Annotated in this window: 22 protein-coding genes, 1 tRNA gene and 2 pseudogenes; 11 read left to right on the top strand and 14 right to left on the bottom strand. The window is 56.7% G+C overall.

Annotation, left to right across the window (positions count from 1 at the left end; all coding sequences use genetic code 11):
* Window positions 1-271: 271 nt before the first annotated feature.
* The 3 genes from ACP8IT_RS00310 to amn form a co-directional block, all read right to left on the bottom strand.
* Window positions 272-1,753 carry a SulP family inorganic anion transporter gene (locus ACP8IT_RS00310; RefSeq protein WP_474899165.1) on the bottom strand — a complete coding sequence of 494 codons (1,482 nt, stop codon included), beginning with the start codon at window positions 1,751-1,753 and terminating at the stop codon, window positions 272-274.
* 21 nt (window positions 1,754-1,774) lie between these two features.
* A complete protein-coding gene (locus ACP8IT_RS00305) occupies window positions 1,775-2,287 on the bottom strand; it encodes a phosphoribosyltransferase (protein ID WP_005276176.1) in 513 nt (170 codons plus the stop codon).
* Between the two features lie 72 nt (window positions 2,288-2,359).
* A complete protein-coding gene (gene amn, locus ACP8IT_RS00300) occupies window positions 2,360-3,763 on the bottom strand; it encodes an AMP nucleosidase (protein ID WP_237792262.1) in 1,404 nt (467 codons plus the stop codon).
* Window positions 3,764-4,057: 294 nt separating this feature from the next.
* On the opposite strand from amn, the gene ACP8IT_RS00295 reads away from it, so the two are divergent.
* A complete protein-coding gene (locus ACP8IT_RS00295) occupies window positions 4,058-5,071 on the top strand; it encodes an esterase/lipase family protein (RefSeq protein WP_490290162.1) in 1,014 nt (337 codons plus the stop codon).
* On the opposite strand, the gene ACP8IT_RS00290 is transcribed toward ACP8IT_RS00295, so the two are convergent.
* The 4 genes from ACP8IT_RS00290 to bioB form a co-directional block, all read right to left on the bottom strand.
* Window positions 5,072-5,995, bottom strand: coding sequence for a Sir2 family NAD-dependent protein deacetylase (locus ACP8IT_RS00290; RefSeq protein WP_490290161.1), 924 nt, complete (start codon window positions 5,993-5,995; stop codon window positions 5,072-5,074).
* 10 nt (window positions 5,996-6,005) lie between these two features.
* Window positions 6,006-7,127 (bottom strand): ATP-binding protein, encoded by a 1,122-nt coding sequence (locus ACP8IT_RS00285; protein WP_490290160.1) that lies wholly within the window; start codon window positions 7,125-7,127, stop codon window positions 6,006-6,008.
* A gap of 220 nt (window positions 7,128-7,347) precedes the next feature.
* The gene (gene bsaP, locus ACP8IT_RS00280; protein WP_023028069.1) at window positions 7,348-7,611 is read right to left on the bottom strand and encodes a biotin synthase auxiliary protein BsaP; all 264 of its coding nucleotides are present in this window, start codon (window positions 7,609-7,611) and stop codon (window positions 7,348-7,350) included.
* Window positions 7,611-8,591, bottom strand: a complete 981-nt coding sequence (gene bioB, locus ACP8IT_RS00275) for a biotin synthase BioB (RefSeq protein WP_005276160.1) — start codon at window positions 8,589-8,591, stop codon at window positions 7,611-7,613. The genes bsaP and bioB overlap by 1 nt, the downstream gene beginning before the upstream one ends.
* Window positions 8,592-8,668: 77 nt before the next feature.
* On the opposite strand from bioB, the gene ACP8IT_RS00270 reads away from it, so the two are divergent.
* On the top strand, window positions 8,669-9,976 hold the full coding sequence (locus ACP8IT_RS00270; protein WP_237792259.1) for a M20/M25/M40 family metallo-hydrolase: 1,308 nt from the start codon (window positions 8,669-8,671) through the stop codon (window positions 9,974-9,976).
* 16 nt (window positions 9,977-9,992) lie between these two features.
* Here the strand turns inward: ACP8IT_RS00270 and ACP8IT_RS00265 are convergent, their stop codons facing one another.
* Genes ACP8IT_RS00265 through ACP8IT_RS00255 form a run of 3 tightly spaced genes read right to left on the bottom strand, consistent with a single transcriptional unit; the run spans window position 9,993 to window position 11,447 of the window.
* The gene (locus tag ACP8IT_RS00265) at window positions 9,993-10,298 is read right to left on the bottom strand and encodes a CHY zinc finger protein (protein WP_490290159.1); all 306 of its coding nucleotides are present in this window, start codon (window positions 10,296-10,298) and stop codon (window positions 9,993-9,995) included.
* A complete protein-coding gene (locus ACP8IT_RS00260; protein WP_490290158.1) occupies window positions 10,276-11,106 on the bottom strand; it encodes a hypothetical protein in 831 nt (276 codons plus the stop codon). The genes ACP8IT_RS00265 and ACP8IT_RS00260 overlap by 23 nt, the downstream gene beginning before the upstream one ends.
* Complete coding sequence (locus tag ACP8IT_RS00255; protein WP_490290157.1) at window positions 11,106-11,447, bottom strand: heme transporter; 342 nt, start codon at window positions 11,445-11,447, stop codon at window positions 11,106-11,108. Before ACP8IT_RS00255 ends, ACP8IT_RS00260 begins: the two co-directional genes overlap by 1 nt.
* 229 nt (window positions 11,448-11,676) lie before the next feature.
* On the opposite strand from ACP8IT_RS00255, the gene ACP8IT_RS00250 reads away from it, so the two are divergent.
* Together ACP8IT_RS00250 and ACP8IT_RS00245 are read left to right on the top strand one after the other, a co-directional pair.
* Window positions 11,677-12,810 (top strand): HNH endonuclease signature motif containing protein, encoded by a 1,134-nt coding sequence (locus tag ACP8IT_RS00250; RefSeq protein ID WP_490290156.1) that lies wholly within the window; start codon window positions 11,677-11,679, stop codon window positions 12,808-12,810.
* Window positions 12,811-12,838: 28 nt separating this feature from the next.
* Window positions 12,839-13,420: an LURP-one-related/scramblase family protein gene (locus tag ACP8IT_RS00245; protein ID WP_005276137.1), complete on the top strand. Its 582-nt coding sequence runs from the start codon at window positions 12,839-12,841 to the stop codon at window positions 13,418-13,420.
* 12 nt (window positions 13,421-13,432) lie between these two features.
* Here ACP8IT_RS00245 and ACP8IT_RS00240 read toward each other — a convergent pair whose 3' ends face one another.
* The 3 genes from ACP8IT_RS00240 to ACP8IT_RS00230 form a co-directional block, all read right to left on the bottom strand.
* The gene (locus ACP8IT_RS00240; protein ID WP_284629677.1) at window positions 13,433-14,632 is read right to left on the bottom strand and encodes an MFS transporter; all 1,200 of its coding nucleotides are present in this window, start codon (window positions 14,630-14,632) and stop codon (window positions 13,433-13,435) included.
* A 446-nt stretch (window positions 14,633-15,078) separates the two neighbouring features.
* Window positions 15,079-16,845 carry a hypothetical protein gene (locus ACP8IT_RS00235; protein ID WP_023028059.1) on the bottom strand — a complete coding sequence of 589 codons (1,767 nt, stop codon included), beginning with the start codon at window positions 16,843-16,845 and terminating at the stop codon, window positions 15,079-15,081.
* Window positions 16,842-17,729: a hypothetical protein gene (locus ACP8IT_RS00230; protein ID WP_232207972.1), complete on the bottom strand. Its 888-nt coding sequence runs from the start codon at window positions 17,727-17,729 to the stop codon at window positions 16,842-16,844. Before ACP8IT_RS00230 ends, ACP8IT_RS00235 begins: the two co-directional genes overlap by 4 nt.
* Before the next feature lie 960 nt (window positions 17,730-18,689).
* Here ACP8IT_RS00230 and ACP8IT_RS00225 point away from each other — a divergent pair.
* The 4 genes and pseudogenes from ACP8IT_RS00225 to ACP8IT_RS00210 all read left to right on the top strand — a co-directional run.
* Window positions 18,690-19,022: pseudogene (locus tag ACP8IT_RS00225) on the top strand (transposase); the annotation flags it as partial.
* Window positions 19,023-19,108: 86 nt separating this feature from the next.
* Window positions 19,109-19,174: an erythromycin resistance leader peptide gene (locus ACP8IT_RS00220; RefSeq protein ID WP_071569110.1), complete on the top strand. Its 66-nt coding sequence runs from the start codon at window positions 19,109-19,111 to the stop codon at window positions 19,172-19,174.
* 99 nt (window positions 19,175-19,273) lie between these two features.
* Window positions 19,274-20,128, top strand: coding sequence for a 23S ribosomal RNA methyltransferase Erm (erm, locus tag ACP8IT_RS00215; RefSeq protein WP_016459102.1), 855 nt, complete (start codon window positions 19,274-19,276; stop codon window positions 20,126-20,128).
* Between the two features lie 164 nt (window positions 20,129-20,292).
* Window positions 20,293-20,710, top strand: a pseudogene (locus ACP8IT_RS00210) (transposase family protein); the annotation flags it as partial.
* 244 nt (window positions 20,711-20,954) lie between these two features.
* Here ACP8IT_RS00210 and ACP8IT_RS00205 read toward each other — a convergent pair.
* Window positions 20,955-21,039, bottom strand: a tRNA-Leu gene (locus ACP8IT_RS00205).
* A 208-nt stretch (window positions 21,040-21,247) separates the two neighbouring features.
* Between ACP8IT_RS00205 and ACP8IT_RS00200 the strand changes: the two genes are divergently transcribed.
* From ACP8IT_RS00200 to ACP8IT_RS00190, 3 genes are read left to right on the top strand one after another with little or no spacing between them, the layout of a single operon-like run.
* Window positions 21,248-22,081 (top strand): FHA domain-containing protein, encoded by an 834-nt coding sequence (locus ACP8IT_RS00200; RefSeq protein WP_005276103.1) that lies wholly within the window; start codon window positions 21,248-21,250, stop codon window positions 22,079-22,081.
* Between the two features lie 25 nt (window positions 22,082-22,106).
* The gene (locus ACP8IT_RS00195; protein ID WP_005276102.1) at window positions 22,107-22,559 is read left to right on the top strand and encodes an FHA domain-containing protein FhaB/FipA; all 453 of its coding nucleotides are present in this window, start codon (window positions 22,107-22,109) and stop codon (window positions 22,557-22,559) included.
* The gene (locus tag ACP8IT_RS00190) at window positions 22,556-23,920 is read left to right on the top strand and encodes a PP2C family protein-serine/threonine phosphatase (protein WP_490290155.1); all 1,365 of its coding nucleotides are present in this window, start codon (window positions 22,556-22,558) and stop codon (window positions 23,918-23,920) included. Before ACP8IT_RS00195 ends, ACP8IT_RS00190 begins: the two co-directional genes overlap by 4 nt.
* The last annotated feature ends 1 nt before the right edge of the window (window position 23,921 follow it).

The raw sequence follows: 23,921 nt of genomic DNA, 5'->3' as shown, positions 1-23,921 counted from the left end.
TGTAGGAATCAATTAATTGGTTGTAGGCACTACAATACCCAAATAAAATCTCCCGTCTAGCAAGGTATGCTTAATCAAACCCGCACCTCAGGGACATTTTTCAGGTTGGATCACCTAAGTTAGTTAAGACAAAGCTGCTCCACGGCACGAAGTTAATATCGCCTAATAGTTCGAGGTCATTGCCCTAAACGGTCAATCCCGCCACACTAGGTCGCTCCATTTACCGCCTTGCGGCCAGTACGCCCCCGCACATCAGATTTGCAATGTGATATTAATCACCCAGTTGCCCACTCAGGCGCTCCAGGCGCTGCGCGCTCGCCCCATCGAGGCCCCGAAACTCCACCTCAATGCCGCGATCCGCGTACTTTTTCTGCACCGCATCCAGCGTCGCCACCGTCGAGGCATCCCAGACCTCGGCATCGGAAAGGTCCACCACCACGAAGTCCGTATCAAGCGTGTAATCAAAGGCGTAAACCAAATCATTCGAGGAGGCGAAGAAGAGCTGGCCATGCACCACGTAGGTATATCCATCTACCAACTCAACCTCCACGAGGTGTGCCACCCGGCGGGCAAAGCCAATCGATGCCGCCACCACGCCTAATACCACTCCCACCGCCAGGTTATGCGTAGCCAGTGTGCCCGCCACCGTCAGCAGCATGACGAGGATTTCAGAAAGCGGCATCAGCTTGAGCGTGCGCGGGCGGATGGAATGCCAATTGACCGTCGTCGCCGCCACGAGGATCATCACCGCGACCAGCGCGGCCATCGGAATGCGGCCTACCGCCTCGCCGAAAAGCAGGCACAGCACGAGGAGGAAGGCGCCGGCGAGGAACGTCGACAAGCGCGTGCGGGCCTGGGAGACCTTGACGCCGATCATCGTCTGGCCAATCATCGCGCACACCCCCATGCCGCCAATCGCCGCGGCCAATATATTGCCAATGCCCTGGCCAAAGGATTCGCGGGTCTTATCGGAGTGGGTATCCGTAATGTCATCGACAAGCTTCGCCGTCAGCAGCGATTCCATGAGGCCCACCAGTGCCATCCCAAAGGCATAGGGCGCAATTACCTGCAGGGTCTCCAGGTTCCACGGAATATCCGGAATGAAAAGGCCCGGCAGCGTCGTGGGCAGCTCGCCCTGGTCCGCCACATCCGGCACCTTCCACCCCGCCGCGACGGCGATGATGCTTACCACCACGATGGTCACCAACGGCGCCGGAATTGCCTGGGTAAACCGCGGCAAAATGATCATGATGGCCAGGCCAATGGCCACCAGCACATAGACCATCCAGGGGACATCAATAAGGTGCGGCAGCTGCGCGGTAAACATCATAATGCCCAGCGCATTGACGAATCCCGTCATCACCGAACGCGGGATAAAGCGCATGAGCTTGGCGATGCCCACCCACGCCAACAGCACCTGGATGATACCGGCCGCAAGCACTGCCGCCACCACATAATCATGCCCATACTCGTGCGCGAGCGGGGCCACCACCAGGGCAACCGCGCCGGCCGCCGCGGAAATCATGGCGGGGCGCCCGCCGGTAAAGGCGATGGCCATCGCCATAATCACCGAGGAATACAGCCCCACCCGCGGGTCGAGGCCGGCGAGAATAGAAAAGCTTAAAACTTCCGGGATCAAAGCAAGCGCCACCGCCAGTCCGCCGAGCACCTCCTTGCGCAAACGCGCAGGTGAGGAAAAGGCAAAGCGGAAACTGGCGATGACGCCGGTGGGTGCAGGCTGCTCGTTAATCACGCCTGCACATACTAGTAGCTACTACGAGCCTTCCTGAAAGGAGCCATCCGCCGTGATGACCGGCAGCACCGACCAGGCAAAGTTGATCCACTTATCCGTCTTCTTCCAGGAATAATCCGGCTCGAAAATGGTCTTCGGCTTGGTGTAGACGACAGCGGAACGCACCTCATCGGCAGTTTCTTCCAAGAAGTTCACCACCAGATCCAAGGTCTTGCCGGAATCGGCCACGTCATCAACGACGAGCACCTTCTTGCCCTTGAGGGAATCCGTATCCAACTGCGGGGACAAGATGATCGGCTCATCCAAGGTCTGGCCAATATCGGTGTAGAACTCCACGTTGATAGCGCCCATGGCCTTGACCCCGATGGCATAACCAATGGCACCGGCCGGGATCAGGCCGCCGCGGGCAACGCCCACGATCAAGTCAGGAAACCAGCCGGATTCCACGATTTGCTCCGAAAGATTCCGGCTCGCTTCGCCGAAGACTTCCCAAGTGAGGTTCTCCCGGTCCGGGTGGATCCAATTCTCAGTCACGATTGCGCGGCTCCTTTTGCGTCATGGGCTTTCTTTGTAGTTTAACTAGCGATACCTACCAAGGGAAAGCAGCTACCGGAAAGGAACCTCTCCCAACGTGCGCCGCAGCTTGCGCGTGCGCAGGCGCTCCGGGTTTTCAGCCAGCTGTTCCACCGCGCGCACCGCGCACATGACGTGGGCTTCCTTGGAATTGGAATAAAACGCCTGGGCCTGTGCCGGAAGCTTCGGCACGGCGTGCAGCGGCAGATCCGATACGGAAAGCAGCGTGCCATAAGGCACGCGGTAGCGGTACCCATTTGCCGCCAAGGCGCACGATTCCATGTCCACCGCCACCGCGGTAGAAGTGCGCAACCACTCCCACAGATCCCGGCTGGTGCGCCACTCCCAATCGCGGTCATCGGTCGATAGCACCGTGCCGGTGCGCATGAGCGAATTATCGCTGCCGTAGACCTCATCCACGGCCGCCTCCAGCATGCGCTGGACCTCTGGAATGGCCGGAATCGGCGTGGAAGAAACCACCTGCCGGTCCAAGATGTGGTCGTGGCGCTCGTAGGCATTGCCCAAGATCAGGTCTCCGATGCGCATGCGCCCATCCATGCCGGCGCAGTGGCCAATCATGATCCAGGCCTCCGGCCGCAGCACGGCCAAGCAGTCCGTAATGGTCTTCGCATTCGATGGCCCCACCCCGATATTGATCATCGTGATGCCATCGCCACCTGCGGTAATGAGATCGAACCGGGGCATCTGAAAGCGCGAGGTCAGCGTTAGCCCATCCAGGTCGAGGTCCACAGCATCATTGGGGTGAATGGTCTCCCCATTGGGCAATACGAGCGCCGTATACCGCGAATCCTCCTTGGTCAACTCGCGCAGGCCGAATTTCACGAATTCCGTGGTGTGCATCGCGTAATTGGTAAACAGAATGTATTTCTGCACCGTATCGACCTCGATGCCGGTGTAGTGCTCAATGCGCGCACAGGCAATATCGAAACGCTGCGCTCCGAAGTGAAAGAGCGGCTTTTCTTCGCCGTGGAAGGCATCCCACTCACCATCAATAATCGCATCGTTGACCTCATCCAAGGTCGGGCGCGGGATGGGTCCGCGCTCCTGCGGGGCCGCCGGGGCATCCTTGATGTATTCCGGCGGAATGCGCTCATCCGATTGGCCCACGAAGATATCGCACGGATAGTTATTGGTCAGCCGCGTCAGCTGCTCGTGCAAGTACTCCCGGATAATGTGCGGCTTGGAGACAACCGCAGAATACTTGCCGGCCTCGTCCACATAGCCAAAGGGCTCGGAGCGGTCGATCGGCTGCCATTTACGGATCTCCACGGTCACCTTGGGATAGACCACGTGGCGATAATCATCGAGGGTGCCGGAGGCAAGGGCCTCGCGCGCCATCTCGCACGAGGTTTCATAATGCTCAATTAAGCGAGTCACCGCTTCATCTACGGAGTGGACATGCTGCAGATCGGTCATACCGGCGAGTTTAGCGGGGACCGAGCAGCACGGCAGCGTAGACTTTTACCCCGGCTATCCTCCCGAGGCATAAACGAAGGCCCGCCGACTGCGCATCGGCGGGCCCTCTCCCCATGACTAATCTCTGGCACTTAGCGGCAAGGAGTGGAGCGCCCTACGCCGTAAGCACCGCCCGTGATTAGGCAAGCCTAAGTTTACAAAGATTGTGGCGCGAGGTCAAGCGCTTTCTCCATAAATTTCTTCAACTTTTCCAAAGAGGCCATTTACCTGCATTAACGCGTATGATTGGAAGGCATGGCTGTCGAATCTCTTGCAGAGTTGAAAAGTATTATTTCTGAACAACTCCTCAAATTCGGGCGCGTGAACGAGGAAGATGCACCCGAAGAAAAAGATTCGCCTCGCCTTGGTATCGCCTCCCCGGCCGCGGCCAGTTCTTTGCAGGATGACGTCGCCGATGAGATCGTTGACCGACTCAAGGCCGAAAAGGACAAGTCCAGTCCCGGCGATTCCGCCCTCGATGCCGATGCCGCAAGGACCCTCCCCCTCGGCGCACGCACGAAGCCACGCGGCGTTTTTGAAGACGATTGGGGCGCCCGCCCGAGCGACAAGCGCCCCTGGCCGGTCATCCTGATCCACGGCACCTGCGATACCAAGGGCGTCTGGCAAATTATGGGCAATATCTTGCGCCAAGACGGCTGGGCGGTCTTTGCCCCTGACTACGGTCACCGCGCCACGCAGACCATCCCGGAATCGTCGCAGCAGCTCGGCGCGTATATCGATACCGTGCTCGCCGTCACCGGAGCAGAAAAGGTCATCTTGGTAGGCCACTCCCAGGGCGGACTGCTCGCGCGGTACTGGATGCGCATGGACGGCGGCGCCGAAAAGGTCGTCCACCTCATGAGCATCAGCGCGCCTAATCATGGGACGACCCACGGGGGCATCGCCAGTCGCCTCATTCGCACCCAACGCCAAGAGGCGGTGATCCGCTCCATTATCGATGGCTGGTTTGGCCCCGCCGGCATGGACCAGGTGGTAGGCAGCGAGGTGCTTCGCGATGTCAACCGCGATGGCGACCTCGAATCCGGCGTGAGCTACACCTGCATCGCCACGCGTTCCGATGCCGTCGTCGTCCCGCCCGAGACCTGCTTCCTCGACCCAGAGGGCGCTCCTGAGGGTGCGGTGCGCAATATCTATATCCAAGATTTTGACCGCCACGCCGTGGTCATGCACGAAGATATGCCCATGGATAGGCGCGTGCACGCCATCGTGCGCACGCTGCTCAGGATGGTAGAGCACACGCCGCGTTGATTAAATCTCCAACTCATCGAGCAGGGCATCAAAAGCCGGGCCCACCTGCGTGCGCCACAGCGTATCCACCTTCTTATCCCCGCGGCCTGGCCCGCCATTGATAACGGCCACGCGCTTGCCCTGCTTCTTCGCCTCAAGCACAAAGCGATAACCGCTCATCACCGCCAGCGAAGAACCGGCCACCAACAGCGAACTTGCCTCGTTCAATAGCGCAAATGCCGCATCCCGCCGCGTGGCTGGCACGGGCTCGCCAAAATACACCACGTCCGGCTTGAGCAGCTCCGATCCGCAGCGCTCGCAGCCCGCCATCCGGAACGCCGCAACGTCTTTCTCATCCAGCGTCACGTCACCATCTGGGTTAACTTGGTCCCTTTCCACGACTAGGCGCTCTAGGTACCCCGGGTTCGCGGCCGCTAGGCGCGCATCGAAGTGCCCACGATCCTCATAGTGACCACACAGCAGACACACCACGGTTTCCATATCACCGTGCAGCGTCACCAACCTCTCCGTACCCGCCCTTTTATGCAGGCCATCCACGTTTTGGGTGACCACACCATTAACCAGCCCGGCGCGCTCCAACTCCACGAGCGCATAATGCGTGCGATTCGGCACCGCAGAATCCATCACGCGCCAGCCCACAAAACTACGCGCCCAATACCTATGGCTAACGGCCGGATCATGGCGAAATTCCTGATACGTCATCGGCCGGTGCCTGCTCAGCGAGCCCCGCGGCCCACGATAATCCGGAACCCCCGATTCCGTCGATACCCCCGCCCCCGTCAGCACCATCACCGGCCCGTCGCGCAGCTGCTTGGCGATGTCCCCCAAAGCCTGCCCCGCCTCCGTATGCGGCGCCGTCTCCTCCACGACACGCGCAATCGATCGCAGCGCGGACTGATGAGCATGGGCTACAGCGGGATCCATACCCACCAATCTAATCAAGCGCCTTCAAGTACTGCTCAACGGGGACTACCTGCGCACCATTCGCTTCGAAGGAATGCTGGCCGCGGTATAGCACTGTGCGGTTTGCGGGTTTGATCTCCAGCTCTTCACCTACAGTCGCGAGATGACGCGTGTATTTGGAATGATAGGTCTGCGATGCCTTGATTTCATAAGCCTTAGGATCGCCGCCCGTAAAATCCAATAGGTCGATTTCTCTTTTAGAACTATCCCGATAGAACCGTAGATCCGGCTTGCGACCAGAGTGAATATGCGTTTTCATGGTTTCTGCTACCACCATATTTTCACACACTGCACCTGACTGTGGATGCACAGAAAGTTCTTCTGGTGAAGAAATACCAAGAAGGTGGCACAACAGGCCAGTATCATAGAAATACAACTTCGCGGTCTTAGTAAGCACCTTCCGGGGATTGGAATGGTGGCTGGGTAAAGAAAATATGATGAAACTAGACTCCAGAATTGAGACCCAATTTTTTACCGTCTGGAAAGAAACATCAATCTCATTTGCGATTGCGGAATAGTTGATTAAGTTTCCAGCTTGCAGCGCACAGACCTTAATGAATCGCCAAAAGCTATCACTATTCCGAACATTGAGTAACCCACTCACATCCCGTTGGAGATAAGTCTGCACGTAGTTTTCAAAATAGATTTCCGGAGGAATTTGAGCCTGGTACAAGCGCGGATATCCTCCACGAACCATAAATTCATCAACGGTCAGATCAGCTGATATAGAGCGAGCTTCCATGAAGCCGAAGGGCAACAGATGACTGATCCCAACGCGGCCCGCCAGCGATTGCGTTATGGATTCCATAAGCAAGAAATTTTGCGATCCGGATAAGATATATTGCCCAGGGCTTCCCACTTCATCCGAACGAAGTTGGACAACGGAAAACAGATCCGGTGCATATTGAGCCTCATCTATAATCAACGGTCCACGTTGGCTCGAAAGGAAACCCACAGGATCTTCTTGTGCCACCCTTCGGATACTTGGATCCTCAAGATTGAGGTATGACAAGTCCGGAAACATTTCTCTCAGAAGAGTCGACTTCCCAGACTGCCGCGGCCCCGTCACGCTGACAACTGGAAACCATTTCATTAACTGCGTTATAGATCCACTGAGCTGCCGAGGAACAAACATATATTTACCAAATTTCGCAAGTAGGACGCACCAAATCTCTAAAGTAGAGAGTACCAAATCTCTAAAGTAGGACGCACCAAATTTCGCAAGTAGGATTACCTACCCGCAGTTCACGGCTGTTTTTCAATAGAAAAAAGAGCCGCCTGCCTTGCGGCAGCGGCTCCTTATCTTGGTAATGCTAGCTCTCTGGTAGCTGCTCTACGTATAACCACTCGGAATCTAGCTCCCCGTGGCGCGAGCACTTGGTGTGCCAGCCATCGGGGCGCACCTGGGCCACCATGCGGCGGCCGCAGATCTGGCAGTAGCGCGGCACGTCGAGGCCGGCGGCTGCGGCGGGGTGCAGCGCGAAGACCTCTTCGATCGGCTTGCCGGTATTGGGGTGGAAAATTGGCTCGTCCCCGGCCAGGACGGCGGTTGCCAACTCAGAGTTCGGCTCGGACACTACAGAGCCTTGATCGGGAGATCGATGCGGCCCAGCATGTCCACATCCTTTTCGATTTCCTGACCCAAGGTGGTCAAGTAGTTGCCGGCAATGATGGCGTTGATGCCGCCGAGCAAACCGCGCTCGGTGCCGTCATCGCCAAGCGAAAGCTCGCGGCCGCCAGCGAAGCGGAGGGTGGTGGAGGGCATCGCCAAGCGGAATGCAGCAACGGCGCGCAGGCCCTCACCCAGCGGAACCAGCGGACGGTCAGCGAACGGGGTGCCCGGGCGAGGGTCGAGGAAGTTCATCGGAACCTCGCACGGATCGATCTCTGCCAGCTGGGCTGCGAACTCGGCGCGCTGCTCCAGGGACTCGCCCATGCCGATGATGCCGCCACAGCAGACTTCCATGCCTACCTCGCGCACGTAATCCAGGGTCTTCTTGCGCTCTTCCCAGGTGTGGGTGGTGACCACGTTGGGGAAGTAGGAGCGGGAGGTCTCCAGGTTGTGGTTGTAGCGCTGTGCGCCCATGTCCTTCAGACGCTGTGCCTGCTCACGGGTCAAGGTACCCAGGGAGCAGGAAATCTCGATGTCAACGGCATCGTTAATGGCGGCGATGGCCTCGCCCACCTGGTCCAGCAGGCGGTCATCCGGGGACTTCACCGCAGCGACGATGCAGAATTCGGTGGCACCGGTCTTGGCGGTCTTCTGTGCCGCCTCCACCAGCTCGGGGATGTTCAGGCGCACTGCGCGCACTGGAGACTCGAAGAGGCCGGACTGGGAGCAGAAGTGACAATCCTCTGGGCAACCACCGGTCTTGATGGAGATAATGCCTTCTACCGATACGTCCGGGCCGCACCACTTTAGGCGGGTCTGGTGGGCGATATCAGCAATTTCTTCCAGCTGGGAATCTGGAACCTGCAGTACTTGTAGTAGTTCTTCCTGGTTAAGGCCTTTGCCTTGCTCCAGAGCTTTCTCACGGGCGATGTCGATGATGCTCATGCAGTGAACCATACTTGAACGCCGTTCAACTTTGGCCAAAATCACAAAATTTTTTTCGCGGGATTACCCTAAGGGGCATGACGCTTTACGATGACACCCTCGAACTCCTCCAAGAACTCATCCGCAATGCTTGCGTAAACGACCTCACCCCGGATTCCGGCTTTGAGGTGCGCAATGCCGATACTCTTGAGAACTTTTTTGCCGGTGAAGACGTCTCCATCGAGCGCTTTGAATCCCACCCGGGACGCGTGTCCATCGTGGTGACCGTCCCCGGCGATCCCGCCAAGGAGCCCCTCACCCTTATGGGGCATACCGATGTCGTGCCCGTCGACGAGCCCAAGTGGACTAAGCCGCCCTTCGAGGCACTCATTGAAGACGGCAAGCTCTACGGCCGCGGTTCCGTAGACATGCTCTTTATTACCGCCACCATGGCCGCCGTCACCCGCGAGGTAGCGCGCGCCGGCAACCCCGGCGGAACGCTCGCCTTCGTGGGCATGGCCGATGAAGAGGCCCGCGGTGGCCTGGGCGTGCGGTGGATGGCAGAAAACCACCCCGATGCCTTCTCTTGGAAGAACTGCCTCTCCGAGACCGGCGGTAGCCACCTGCCCGGCGCGGTGGGCTTCAACGTGGGCGAAAAGGGCGCTGGCCAACGCCGCCTCCACGTCACCGGCGATGCCGGGCACGGCTCGACGCCCTACGGCAAGGACTTTGCCATCGTAAAGATCGGCGAGGTCGCCCGCCGCATCGCCGAGGCCGAGCCGCCCACAGCCTCCAACGAGATCTGGGAGGGCTTCGTCCGCACCTTCAAGTTCGATCCTGAGACCGAAAAAGAGCTTATCGATGGCACCGGTGACTACACCAAGTTCGGCAACCTCGATGCCTACGCCCACGCCTTTAGCCACACCACCATCGCCGAGACCGTCCTGCGCGCCGGCGGAGCCATCAATGTGCTACCTTCCCACGCCTACCTCGAGATGGATATCCGCCCCTTCCCTGGGCAAACCCAGGAAGACTTGGACGATTTCCTCCGCAGCGCACTGGGCGATCTCGCCGATGAGGTAGAAATCGAACACCTCATCACCGAAAACGCCACCCAGTCCTCCACCGATACCGAGCTCTGGCGCACCATTGAGGCCACCGCCAAAGAGTTCTTCCCCAATAAAGACGTCGTCCCCGTCCACGCCACCGGTGGCTCCGACCTCCGCTTCGCCCGCCGCAAGGGCGGCAATGCCTATGGCTTTGCGATGCACGCCGAGGGCCGCGATATGGCCAGCGCCAACTCGCAATTACACAGCCACGATGAGCACCTCTACCTGGAGGACCTCGACCTCACCGTGCGCGCCTACCACAGCCTGGTCAACCGCTTCTTGGGCCTGAACCAGTAGCACTCTCCCCTCGCTTTTACGAGGTGACCTGAAAATAGATCCCAGCATGCGCGCTGCAGCCGGGATTAAACATATGCCCACACTGCGGGCATGCCGCGACAGTAGAATACAGCCGGTAATCCATCTCAAGGCCGCAGGAACCGCAGAGGGCAGCGGGGGCATCGACAAGCATGGGTCCAAACTCATGATCCGTCAGCTCCGCATGACACAGCGCGCACGCGAAGTACTCGCCGCAGGTCGCGCACTTATTGGCCACCACGTCGAGCGGCGAATGCCAATGCTTGCACCGGCCCTCCTCATCAATCGCGCCGCGAATCTTCATGGTTCTGCCACTCCTTCTTCTTCGCCTCCGATTTCTTTGCATTGCGCACCGCCATCACCCCAAAGGCAATGGCAATAACTATAGGCATCCACACCCTGCTGTAATCCATCAGGAAAACCACCCACTCCGGTGCTTCAAAGTGCACCGCAAACTGCGGCGCGGGCAAGGTAATCTGCGGTGGCTCCGGCAGGTTCGGCAAATTTGGCAGCGGAAGGTAAATCTCTGGGAAATCTACATCTGGCAGCTCCCAATCCGGCAGCAAGCGCGAGAGGATGCGGCTAATAATAGGAGCCAAAACAATCATCGCGATGGCCCACCCAGACTTCCCCAGCCCACCGAGCAGCGGATACAGCACGCGCTTGAAGGGGCTTTCTTCCATTGCTTGGCGCCGCTTTTCGCCCAAGGAACCCGCCGGCGGATCAAAGGCCACGGCCTCCTCCCCATCGCGGTAGTAGACATCCTGTATCTCCCCGAAGGGCGTGGCTTGGATATCTACATAAGGCTTAGTCCGCGGCGCACTATTCTCACTGAATGAAAGATCGTTTTCCAGATTCTTCTGCAATGAATAACGGCCGCCACGCGGCTTGTCGTGCCGACTGCGAACCTCGCCGTCGACCACGATCTGCATGCGGGGTGCAGGATTCTTGCGCCAGAGCTGGATGCGGTGGATAGAGGGGGCATCGCCAAGCACCGGCGTAAATTCCTTCGGCTCCTTGGGCCATTCGCCCTGCTCAGCGAACTCGACATCGTAGCCGCGCTCAACCTCGAGCAGGCCGGCCTCAGGGTGGTCCAACCGCCAGATTTCCATCAGCGCTTCCTTACCTTGGCGCCCAATTTGCTAGCACCCCACGCCAAAAGGACCACTACCGGCAGGTAAATCCATGTCCCCTCGTTGAAGTACATCTCCATGGCCGCGAAATAAGCGATGCCCGCAACCCAGAAGATGGTCCATGAGTAGCGGAATGTGGTGGCATCGATAAGAGCAATAAGCACGGTAAGCCCACCCATGATGCCGAGCAATACCGTGCCGGAAACCGCCTGGTAAATCGCCGGCGGGAGCACCAAGAAGACAGCGATCATCGCCAAGGGCGCCCACCACTGCCACCACGCGCGGCCTGGTTCTTCCTGCGTTTCCTGCTCCTGACTCATACCTGCCTTAAACTAGCACATAATTTTGCTTTTTAAGCTGTTTATTTTGACGAAAGAATATGCAGTCCTACCTGCAGAAACGCCGTAAAACAGGCGAATGTCCGGTGGGTGTTCTATAGTGTTTTTCGTACACACGTTCACATCACAAATTTAGGTTTTAAACGCCATGGAAGATCCCTACTTTTCCACGACCAACACCAAAGACCCCACTACACGCGTAGCTTTTGAAATGCGAAAGACTGAATATGAGTTCTGGACTGAGCAGATCCCCGATCTCGATTCTGATTTCGAATTAGTCACCCAATCCCTCTACCGCACCACCGGAGTTAATGAAGGGCGAATCGGCCATATCCTGATGGCCCTGTACCGCCTGGAAGAGCTCCCGCAGCTGAAAGAGCTGCAACACGAGCTCTATCACTTAGATTTAGACCGCCTCATTGCCATCAATAAATCCCTTAACCGCCTGGGCAACCCGACCCCGGAGGTAATCGCGCGCATCGATGAGCAGCTCACCGCCTACCTCACTCCCACCCGCGCCAACCAGGCCATGCGGACGCAAGCGCAGATTAAAAGGAAGATTAATGAGCTCATCAACCTCGAAGATGACACCCTTGCGGTCAAGAAGGGGCCGACCCAGCCACGCTACACCATGGAAAATTGGGGAAACAATACCACGGCGATGACGCTGAGCGCGGATCCCTCGGTGATGGCGTGCGTCGATAAGTGCATCAAGGAGACTGCGCTCAAGCTGGATTGCTCGCTTGCCGATGCCGCCATTTCCCTCCTCACCGGCAATACCGAAGCGCCCCAGGTCATCCTGAATGCCTACAAGGCAACCGATGTCCCCAACTCCCCCGCATTCATTGAATCCGTTGGGTGGCTCGACCCAGCGCGCTCCAACGCGCTGCCCTACTCCAAGATCCGGGAAATGAACCCGGATAAAGAGGTAAAGGGATACGTAACCCCGCCGGATATGGCAGCCTACCTCGAAGGATTCGACGGCACCTGCCGCTACCCAGGCTGCAACCGCCCTGCCACGGTGTGCCAAAAGGATCACCGCATCAACCACGCGGATGGCGGGCCGACGACTCCCGCAAACCTTGCCTGCCTGTGCCAGCACCACCACAACATAAAGACCGATGGCCGCGTCTTCTACGTCATGGACCCACACACCCGGGACATTATTTGGCTCTTCGAGGACGGCAGCTGGACCGTCACCGAGCCTTCCGGCCCACTGGCAGAAAAGAATAAGAATTGGGTGCAAACTTTTGCACAAACCATGACCGCCCACCGCGCGCGAGCCTACGAGGAGGCCCACCAAGCACAGGAAGAAGCAAAAACCACCCCTAGGGAGGAGGATTAAAAACGCCCACTGCCATACATTGGCTGGCATGATGCAAAACTTATTCACGCTCAACGAGCTGGTTATTTCCCAGACCAAGTCCCTCCTCAAGGATCGATTCATGATTTCTGATGTCAACGGGACCCCAGTGGGCACCATTGTGCAATCCACCAGCCTTAAGGAAATGGTGTTTAAACCCTCCCGTAGCTTGGAGGTCGCACTCACGGATGCCGAAGGCAACCCCCAACAAACAGTCATGACGATCTCGGATCCGCCTAATTTTTTGCGGGATACCTACGAAGTACACCTACCGGGAATTGAACAGCCCATGGCCGTTATCACCAAGCGCTTCTCCATGTTCAAAACCAAGATGAAATTAACAATGGAGGGCTTTGCCGACGTCGAAGTGCACGGCGATTTCTGGGATTGGAACCTCACCATCACCTCCCAGGATCGCCAGCTTGCCGATGTCTCCAATAAGTGGACCGGCATGGGCAACTACTTCATGGGTAAAAACACGTATCTCCTGCGGATCGCGCCAGACCTCAACGAGCAACAACACGCAGCCATCATCGGCGCCGTAATGAGCATGGATATGCTGCGCACGAAAAAGCAGAAAAATAGCAACTAGGTGAATACATGGTCATTGTTGCAAACGGTGTTTCAGGACTGGTCCCACTGTGAGCACGGAGGTTCCAATTCCGGATACGGCAAGTGCCGCTGCTGGGCCGATGGCGCTTACGACAGGCGCCCCGATGATGTATCCGATAAGCATTGCAGAGCTGTTTATCGATCCCATCGTAGAAAGGGCTTTGGGTTTAACTTCATCAGGTACGGTTCCCACCACGATGATTCGCAGTGCAGCTACCTGAACGGCATTGCAGATACCGGCGAGGAAGAAGCATGGAATGCAGAGCCACAATGAGGGAATTAGCCCAGGTAAAGCAATGAAACAGCCCATGACGAATCCTGCTCCGGTCAAGGTTTTCTCGGCGTTGTGTGTGTCGAGGCGAGCTGACAACCGTGCGCCCAAGATGCGGCCCACGATAAAAGCCTGGGCAATGATTGCATATACCGTACCGCTCGCCTGGAGGGTACTGGTTACATAGAAGACAAGCGCAATGTTGAAAATCGAGGTGCAAATGATTGCTCCCCAAATGCTGGTAAGTGCGGAGCGAGAACTTCTATTTTTCAGTAAGAGAGAAGGAGCTTCGACTACCTTTTGGAAAAAGCTCGGTGAAGATTCGTTGATTTGTAGCTGAGGTGAAGTGTTGTTAAACCGAGATTTATAGAGGACAACAAAGACAACTAGTGAGAACGCTACGGCGCACGCTTCAACGAAGAGCGCTGCCTGCACGTTTCTTTGGTCAAGAAGCAATCCTCCGAGCAGTGGGCCAAGGAATCCGCCGCCAAGTCGTGCCGTATCCAAGAGAGAGAAAGCTTTCGCTTGCTGGCTTCCACTGACTTGGGAGTCGACGATGGTGAAAATGGCTGGAATCGACAGCCCGCTTAAGCATGCGGTGACGAGGTTTCCGAAAATGAGGATCAACGGCGCTGGATAGGCCGTCATTGCTAATAGGCCCAACAGATCCAACAAGAGAACAGAAATTGCTATTCGATAGCTGCTGAATTTGTTAAAGAGCGGGCTCAGAAGGGGAACCACAAAAACTTGGGCACAGGCTCCAGAAACGAAGATGCTTGCTACCAACAGTTCGCCCTTGTGTAGAGCGGCGAAGTGGAGTGAAATTGAAAGGCTGGTCATTGCCGCGCACAGTGACATCAAAAAATAGATGGCGGTCAATGAATAGAGGGAAACGCCGTCACTACTTCTAAAGGGGCGCATTTAGGATGCCTTGCTCAACTGATGCATCGTCGTGGTGTGCTCCCCTGTCGAATTGCCCACTGCGGCCACTTCGGGAGGGGCATCGCATGGGAACATTATTCGCAATAGTGTAACCCATCCCACCACTAGGCAAAGCTGTACTGCGCCCGGAAAACGAAAAATCTCGAGGCACCGTAGAAACGATGTCTCGAGATATCGATTGTGTGCTGTTCACATCCCATGGTCACACGGTAATTCTTGTGTACAGCTCCCGAGCAGCACTTATGTAATCTCCCGAGAATAAATTCCGCCTCAACTAGGCCAAAAAGTCGATGAAAGACCGTGCTATAAGTGGCCTCAGCAAGCAAACTTTTTTACTTTTGCCCTCCCGTTGACGGCAGAAGAAACTCGCCCTGCCGAAGCAGGACGAGTGTTAGTACATGCGTGCTAAATAGTTTCCAGACCTTTTAGGTTCGAGGTGGAGCCTTTACCGGGGTACGACCAAGGTCTTCTTCAATCATGCGCAGGCGCTTTTTCATCGAATCCTCCGATGGCCGCCGCCTAGCGTATGAATCCTGAATAGCCCGATTTGTTGCAGCTATCCACAGAGCAATGGTGATATAGAGCATTGGCTCTCGCCGAACGCCGCGCCTCAGGTTATCCATACCTGTGACGTAGTGGGATTTCATAATGGAAAACCGTTGTTCAGTAATGGCACGTGCGGATTCGTAGTAGGCGGTGTGCTCCCACGAGCCTGGCACTAGCCCCCACTGGGCCCGTTTCCACTGCTCAGGCGTGTAGGTTTGAGTAATACTCGAGCTTGAGCAGCACCGGTACCGTGTGGCATCCCAGGACGGTGCAACAGTAGGGGCTCCATTTTCGGCAGAAACCATGGAAGCCGGCTTAAGCGGGCATTTCACCCTGCCTTGGACGGCGGGACAAACCAGATCGATTTTCACCGGAAGATCACCTTCAACTTCTTGTTTACTGGGTCTACCGCGGGTCGCCCGTTTACGATACGGACGCGAATTCGTGCCCATCAGCAGTGGAAATAGGGCTTCCATCTGTGCATCATGCTGTTCGAAACCGTCCGGTTCGTCGAGAAGATCCACAGTACGGCGGGTGATTTTCCCGTCACCTGCCAGGTGACGGGCCATGGGGCAGTAGAAATCGCCTGCGATCTGGACTGGGCCGCTCGACATGTCAGTCGTTCCTGGCGCATCTGAGGCCATGATGGTGCGCCACGAGATTGGATACCGCACAATAGGCGCGTACCCCGCATCGAGTACAACATCAGAAAACTGACGTTTGACGTTGTAGCCCATGTCCACGGTGAGAAAAGGGATCCGACCGCGTTTCGTGCGCTGGTCAAAGCCATTTTCTTGGTGGAAGCGAAGAGCACGCTCCAAGCTCATCACCGACCCGGAGCTTGGTTTGTCGATTGATATGGCGGTGATCACCGACGGTATGCCATAGACCGCCTGGGGTGGCCCGACCCGACTGACTGCAGTCACACCGAGGCCTACACCGCCTTTGGTGATGCGTCGGCTTCCGGCCTCGGCATGCAGGGAGTGGTCCTCGCGATCGCGGATGTAGAAGGCGCCGGAGTATGCTGCACCGCGTTGCTTATCGTCGCGGCTGCCCAGCCCTTGGGATTGACCAGCCAAATCGATGATCGTCTCATCCGCAACCACGTCGCCCTTGTATCCCGACGGGGACGGGTCATCGATAGACCCAGCTACGATGGCATTAACAACTTGGTGGAGGCGCTCACTGGCGACCACTGAGGCCTGCTGCTGCTCCTCGGTCCGCGCAGCCATCGTTTGACGATGAGCTCCGTTTTTGTCTCGGCGGGCACGGATATCCGGTAGAGAATCCAGCGGTTCCAGATATCTGGTCAGCCACATGGCGAATGCGCGGTAGGTTCCTTCCCCACTATATCCGTGCAGGTCAAGACCCAGTCGCTGCTGAGTGTCGCTATCCAGATCCCAGAGGGTACGCCAGATCTCTGCCATGGACGGCGCACGTTGAGTACCAATCAGCGCTAGTCCTATCGTTAAGACGGCAAAGATGGAGTAGCGTGGGCCAGTTGCCGTGCGCCCACCGATTCCTTTTGCCTGCCGTCGATAAAAATCGATGAACGTATGTGCTCCAGATTTGTCGATCACTTGTGCGCATTCCTCCAGGTAGGTGCGCGAAAAGGTCAACTTTTGTTCCTGTAGTGCGATCGTCATACCTCTGCAGCCTCCTTGGTCCGCAGCAGCGCATGCGCGATATCCGCGGACGAATAGTCCGGCAGCGATTCATCCAGGTCGTGCAGAATCCGTAAATCCGCGATGCCAGCGAGCTTAAGCAGCATTGCTGCGGGTATAGCCGGATCTGTGGCCAAATCGACCACCCAACGATTTCGCAATGCGGCCGCATTAAAACGCGGAAAACCCTGCTCATCCAACCTATCTGCAACATGACAAATTGCGTTGCGTGGCATGGTCTGCCCCACACAGGGAAAGACGAACCCACCGCCAGCCTCTTGGGCGCGGGTGAGCAGACGGTGCCCACGAATAGGGCACACGACCGGCACCACCCGACTAACCACGCCCTTTTTGCGTACCGCAACAACGACGACGGTTCTTTCCTGAAGTTCTAGCGCAGTGATATCGGTTCCGCGGAGACGTCGGATTTCTCCTGCCGACAAACCCGCTCCGGTGGTGAGATCCAAAATCACGAGCAGCTGCTGGCGCAAAGAGCCGCTCAGCGAGGGCACGATGGCGTACAGCTCATCTGCCAGTGGCTCGGAAGCTGGCGCGACAGCCTTCCGACGCGGACCGCGTGAGCGGTGCGGCTCTGGAAATTGGTTCGGATACAGTGCCCTACCTGCGGCGTACAGTATAGTGCGATAGGTGCGCTGTGCTCGACGATTGAAAACGTCATCTCTAAAAAGCCATCGATCGACAGCCTCCCTGACCAAGGCTCGCTCCTCATCGACCACACCATATACCAGCCCCTCGTCGTACAGATACCGCGCTAACACGCGGCACGCTTTCGCATCGGCGACCTCATCAAGCTCGCGCGTATGGGCCTGGACCAGCGCGGCCCTCTCGATTGCCTGCGAACGCAACGGGCCTACAGGACGCCGGATCCCCACATCCCGAAGTCGGGCATACCGATCTGCATCAGGGACGGTCCGGCGGGTCAAGCGTCGCACACGCTCAGGTGCTATATCTCCGGCCACCACCGTCAACGTCGCCGTACCACCAGCTCGACCACTCTTGGTTGGTTCGGAGCTTGGTGCTGCTGCTAAGGCCTTAAAACGCCCCATGATCGCACCCCGATTCCACGACGACGGGAGCACTGGAAAATTCGCGATTGCAAAACGCATTTAGGCATGACAAGATTGAGCCATCTCCTTCACATAGGTAGAACGTGTTGAATGGATATACTCACGAAAATTTCGACAAAAATTTTCGTGACCGCAGGGCACGATCTTGCAGGATCGGGCCCTGAATTTGTTTTCGGATTTGTCCGATAAGCAGTATTAGGTCACAGATGCACCCCCTGCACCCTGACTATCATCACCACGGAAGCGACCTGCTTCGGAAAGCCACTGCGTCATCACATGCGACATGGAGCACCCGCGCTTCGCTGACTCAGTAGAAAGCTTCGCCACGAATGGCGCAGGCAAGCGTAATTCGACGCGCACAATCGCGTCGTCGGGCACTACCCGATGGGCCTTACGGCCAAAATGCGCTGACGGAATTTCCATCAACCCTCCTTCACACAGCTACCGACTCGCGACACGGGTGTGCCACGAGAACACAGACAAACGCCTGCGCCAGCCAGAAAAAATCCTGGTCAGTAGTGACATTAAAGTCACTTCAAATCAGTAACCCTGTGTGGGTTGTGTACCTTCACGTCAAAGCGTGGCCCGTCATGGGCTTTTATAGATTACCGGCTCCAACCGGTACAAAACAAACCATTCAATTACCTGCGCATTTGTCTGAGTTTCCACCACCGATCAACTTCACCCGCGTCATCTTGAGGCAGGTTTGCCATACCGCATGTAGAGTTCTGTGGGCAGAAGCTTCCTCACGTGGCCGACTACCTAGAGGAATCACTCGATGAGCTGTTAGCTTTTACTACCGCACCGAAACCGGTATGGACCAAGACCTGGTCCAATAACCCCACCGAACGGCTCAACCGAGAAATCCGACGTCGCACCGACGTCGTCGGGATCTTCCCACACCGTGAAGCCGTCATCCGGCCGGTCGGGGCCGTCCTTGCGAAACAACACGATGAGTGGATCCAGCAAAAACGCTACATATCGCTAACAAGCCTGACCCAGACCAAGAAGATCATCGCTGCCAACCTCGTCGACGACACTCCCACCGACGACAAGGAGATCGCCGCCTAATGCTTACCCAACCCCGCCCCCGAAACTAACCACATACTCGAAAGCCAGATACACCACTTCCCAGGACTTGACCCCCGCGAATTTAAATGGATATAATTAGACCCATGTTGATTTCAGGTACCGCTTTCTTGCGGTTGCGCACCAACCGCTAAGGCGGTTTCCTACCCCGTAGGTTAAAAACCGCTCCGGTCCTTTAGCCGGGCGGCTATTTGTCATGCCCGGCTCCCTTTCAAATCCAAGGAGCACACCTGATGTCTGCATACGGACACGGCCGTCACGAGCATGGCCAAAATTTTCTCACCAACCACAAGATCATCAACTCCATCATCGACCTTGTGAAACAAACCTCCGGCCCCATCATTGAGATCGGACCAGGAAGCGGTGCCCTCACTCACCCGATGGCCCACTTGGGGAGGGCGATAACGGCAGTTGAAGTGGACGCAAAACTAGCTGCCAAAATCACACAAGAAACCTCCTCGGCGGCGGTCGAAGTGGTCCATGATGATTTCCTTAACTTCCGGTTACCCGCCACTCCCTGCGTCATTGTGGGAAACATTCCCTTTCACCTCACCACTGCCATTCTTCGAAAGTTGCTGCATGCGCCAGCATGGACTGACGCTGTACTCCTCATGCAGTGGGAAGTCGCTCGCCGCCGGGCCGGGGTAGGCGCAAGCACGATGATGACGGCTCAGTGGTCCCCATGGTTCACATTTCACCTGGGTTCTCGGGTACCAAGGCCTGCTTTCCGGCCACAGCCAAACGTTGACGGGGGGATCTTAGTGATCCGCCGGGTGGGTGACCCGAAGATTCCGATAGAGCAGCGCAAAGCCTTTCAGGCGATGGTGCACACCGTTTTCACTGCCCGGGGACGCGGGATAGGGGAAATTCTCCGAAGGGCAGGGTTGTTTTCATCACGTTCAGAAACACAATCATGGTTGCGCTCGCGAGGAATCGACCCCGCGACCCTACCTCCCAGATTGCACACCAACGACTGGATCGATCTCTTCCAGGTGACTGGTTCCTCTCTACCTCACCATCGACCCATTTCACCATCGGGAAGTAGTCAACGACCTCCTCAACGGAAAAACCGAAGCCGGCGGCGTTAATCCCCACCAAAACCGAAATCCACCAGTAGTACTAAAAGGGCTCTTCCGGTTTTAGAGTGCATTGATTAGTTCGCCGGGGGTTCGGGCGTGGCACAAGATATTGGGGTCCTTGGCTTTGTAGGAAAAAGGTATCTAATCCATCCGTACAAAACTAAGGACCTACTGTGCAGCCTAACGGAAATGTCATCGTCGATACCATCTGCCGCACCGCAAAACTAGGAACTACTATCACCGGTGCCACAGAAAACGGTGACGTCACTGTTATTGAAGCCGAACCCGTCGAGCCGATCAATGAATGCCCTACCTGCGGGCAGCCTGGAGTATTCCGCGACCACGTCATCCGCAGCCTGGTCGATCTGCCCATCGTCGGCCACCCAACAACTTCATGTGCGCCTTCCACGCTACCGGTGCACCAACAAGCGTTGCTTGCAGAAGATCTTCCGTGCTGGCCTTGCCTGCGCGCCCGACAATTCAAAGACCACGGACCAGGTGACCCACTGGATCCTGCAACGACTCTGCCTAAATCGGATGAGCGTTGCCGCTGCACCCAAGTCATTAGGCCTGGGGTGGGATATGAAGTGTCCCAGGTTTTGTTCCGTTTGATGAAACCCGTTTTTGAAACAACGTACGGAGCACAACGCACGCCGATGCCAAAGCTTCCGCAACATCGACTACCTCATCAAACCCACGACAGTGGGATTCACACCCTCAATCCCCACGCGTGCAATCTTCGCACCTCAAAGATTGAAAAATGAAAGAAACCGGAGGTAACATACCCTTTCGAGTTTGTTACTTCCGGTGGTGCAGTTTGTTCAACTGCTCATTGTGCCCGGGGCGGGACTTGAACCCGCACGTCCTTATCGAACACTGGCACCTGAAGCCAGCGCGTCTGCCAATTCCGCCACCCGGGCAGGGTGTGGTTGTCAGTGCGACTAGATAAAGATAGCACAGGAAGCACATGCAATTACAAATCAGCAGGAAAAGCGGATTATTTTGCGCATTTAAAGGCGAAAATCTAGGAACTTTCGCGCCGCCGTCTACGTTTGAAAGGGGTGTACAAACTATAATGGCTACTACTGATCACTACTGATCGCTGTATAGCGGAAAGGAGCAAAATTCGTGGCGTTTTTAGAAAGGCTGGCGAAGCTCGATTCCGCTATGCAACGCGGCCTTGATAACGGCATGGCTTTTGTCTTCGGCGGCAAGGTCGTTCCTGCAGAGATTGATGAGCTTTTGAAGCAAGAAGCCCAGGACAATCTCGGCCACGGGGACGATGACAAGCTCTATAGTCCCAATGTCATGACTGTAGGTGTCTCCTCCAAGGATTTGGAGAACTTGTCGCAAGACCCCGATTTGCCTGCCGATTGCGCAGACCAATTATCTCGCTTTATCCGCAATAACGGATGGTCCCTCGCTGGTCCCGTCATTGTGCGGATTGCGGAGGAATCGGGCCTGCGCACGGGCCAGCTTCGTGTGTCCTCGTTTATAGATCACGAGCCCACAGAAGAGACCGGTTTCGAGGCGATTTTCCACGACTTTGATGGTCAGGAGGACCAGATGACCAACCCGCACGAAAATAATGCGGATGACGCAGCTACTACCGCTTTCATTGCGCAAGATGACCAACCCGCGCCGCAAACGCAGGGCCCCGCAGTCAATTTGATGTTGCAGGATGGCTCTTCCCGCGTCTATCACGTGCAGGAAGGGTCAAATATTATTGGCCGCAGCAATGATGCGGATTTGCGCCTGCCGGATACGGGCGTGTCCCGCCAGCACGCGGAAATCACGTGGAACGGCGAAGATGCCGTATTGGTGGATTTGCAGTCCACCAATGGCACCACGGTCAATGACACTCCCATTGATAACTGGCTGCTTGCCGATGGCGATGTGATCACCATGGGCCATTCCCACGTCGAGGTCCGCATTACGGGCCTTGATTCGCATAGTTACTAATTCACACTGAGGAAGGGAGGCCGCCATGGATGCAGTCATCATGCTGGCGCTTCGCATCGGCTTATTGGCTCTTTTGTGGGTATTTGTCCTGGTGGCCTTGAATGCCATGCGGCGGGATACCAATAAATCCGCAGGTGCTATGCCACAGCCGTCAAAAATGGGTGCGTCCCCGCGCAGTCACGCTGCGGTGAAGCAGCTTTCTATTGTGGAGGGCCCCTTGCAGGGATCCCACATGAATTTGGGCACACTCGAGGAATGCACCTTGGGCCGCGCCGCTGACTGTGATTTTGTCACTGGGGATGATTATTCTTCCGGCCATCATGCACGCCTATTTCGCCGCGGCAGCGAGTGGGTAGTGGAGGATTTGGAATCTCGCAACGGAACCCTCGTCAATGGTGTGCGCATCGACCAACCTGAGGTAGTCGGCGCGAACTCCGAGATTAAGCTAGGCCGCACTACCGTGAGGTTGAACGCATGACACTGAAGCTAAACTTTTTTGCCAAGTCGGACCGCGGGCTTATCCGCGGTAATAATGAGGACTCCGGTTACGCCGGATCCCACCTGCTGATTTTGGCCGATGGCATGGGCGGACATGCCGCAGGTGAGGTCGCCTCCCAACTCATGGTCAACCACCTCGAAATCCTAGATCAGGATCCGGGTAAGGAGGACACGGAAGCACTCCTTGCAGCTGCTGCCGATGACGCCAATGAAGCCATCAGCGAGCACGTCACCGCCCACCCGGAGACTGAAGGTATGGGCACGACGCTGTCCACGATGCTGTTCAATGGCACGACCTTTGGTGTCTGCCATGTGGGTGATTCGCGCGCTTATTTGCTGCGCGATGGCAAGCTCGAGCAAATCACCAAGGATGATACCTATGTGCAATCCTTGGTGGATAAGGGCGAGCTGGCTGCAGAAGATGTTTCTTCCCACCCACAAAAGTCCCTCATCTTGAAGGCCTATACCGGGCGTGCGGTGGAGCCGACGCTCTTCACGTTCGAAGCCAAGGCGGGTGACCGCATCTTGCTGTGCTCGGATGGGCTTTCGGACCCAGTTACCGCTTCCACGATTGAGACTGCCCTTGGCCAGGGAAGCATCGAACAGGCGGGCTCCACCCTCGTGGATCTCGCTATTCGTTCGGGCGGACCGGACAATGTCACCGTCGTCATCGCCGAGGTCACGGAAGAAAAACCCGCCACCCACGAGCCGTTCCGCGTTGGTGCTCTTGCAGGTTCGGTAGAAGAACCCACGCACCCGGATTCCTCGGCGTCACGCGCCGCGAAACTCACCCGTAAACCCCAGGTGATTCCGCCGGCCGTCATGGCTGATGAAGACAACGCGGCCAAGGACTCCGATGAAGAAGAGGCAGAGGACGAGCCTTCTCGACGAAAAGTCGGGTGGAAGGTCCTCATCGCGCTCATCATCATCCTGGCGCTCGTTATCGGCGCGGGGCTGTGGGTCAAGAACTTCTTGTCCAATAATTACTACGCCGAGACCAACGATGCCCAGGAAATCACCATCCTCAAAGGCGCGGATTATTCCGTATTTGGCAAGGATTTAAGCTCCACGCACCAATACGTGTGCATTAATGACAAGAACTCCTTGCTGTTTTCTGCACAGAAGTGCAAGGGAGACTTCACCCCGCTGAAGGTCTCTGACCTGCCCGAGTCTGAGCGCGGCGCGGTCAACCACATTTCCGCCGGTGATCTGAGCAAGGTTCAGGATCAGATTAATGACCTGGGTGAAAAGGCACTCAAGCCATGTATCACTGCACCGAGCCAAAAAGATAATAAAGACACCAAGGAAAACAAACCTGGGGTCACTTGTAGGGAGGTGTAGC

The organism is Corynebacterium sp. LaCa_23, from assembly GCF_058182375.1.
Note: the sequence above shows the minus strand (reverse complement) of the source record. Positions and strands in the feature narration are given on the sequence as shown.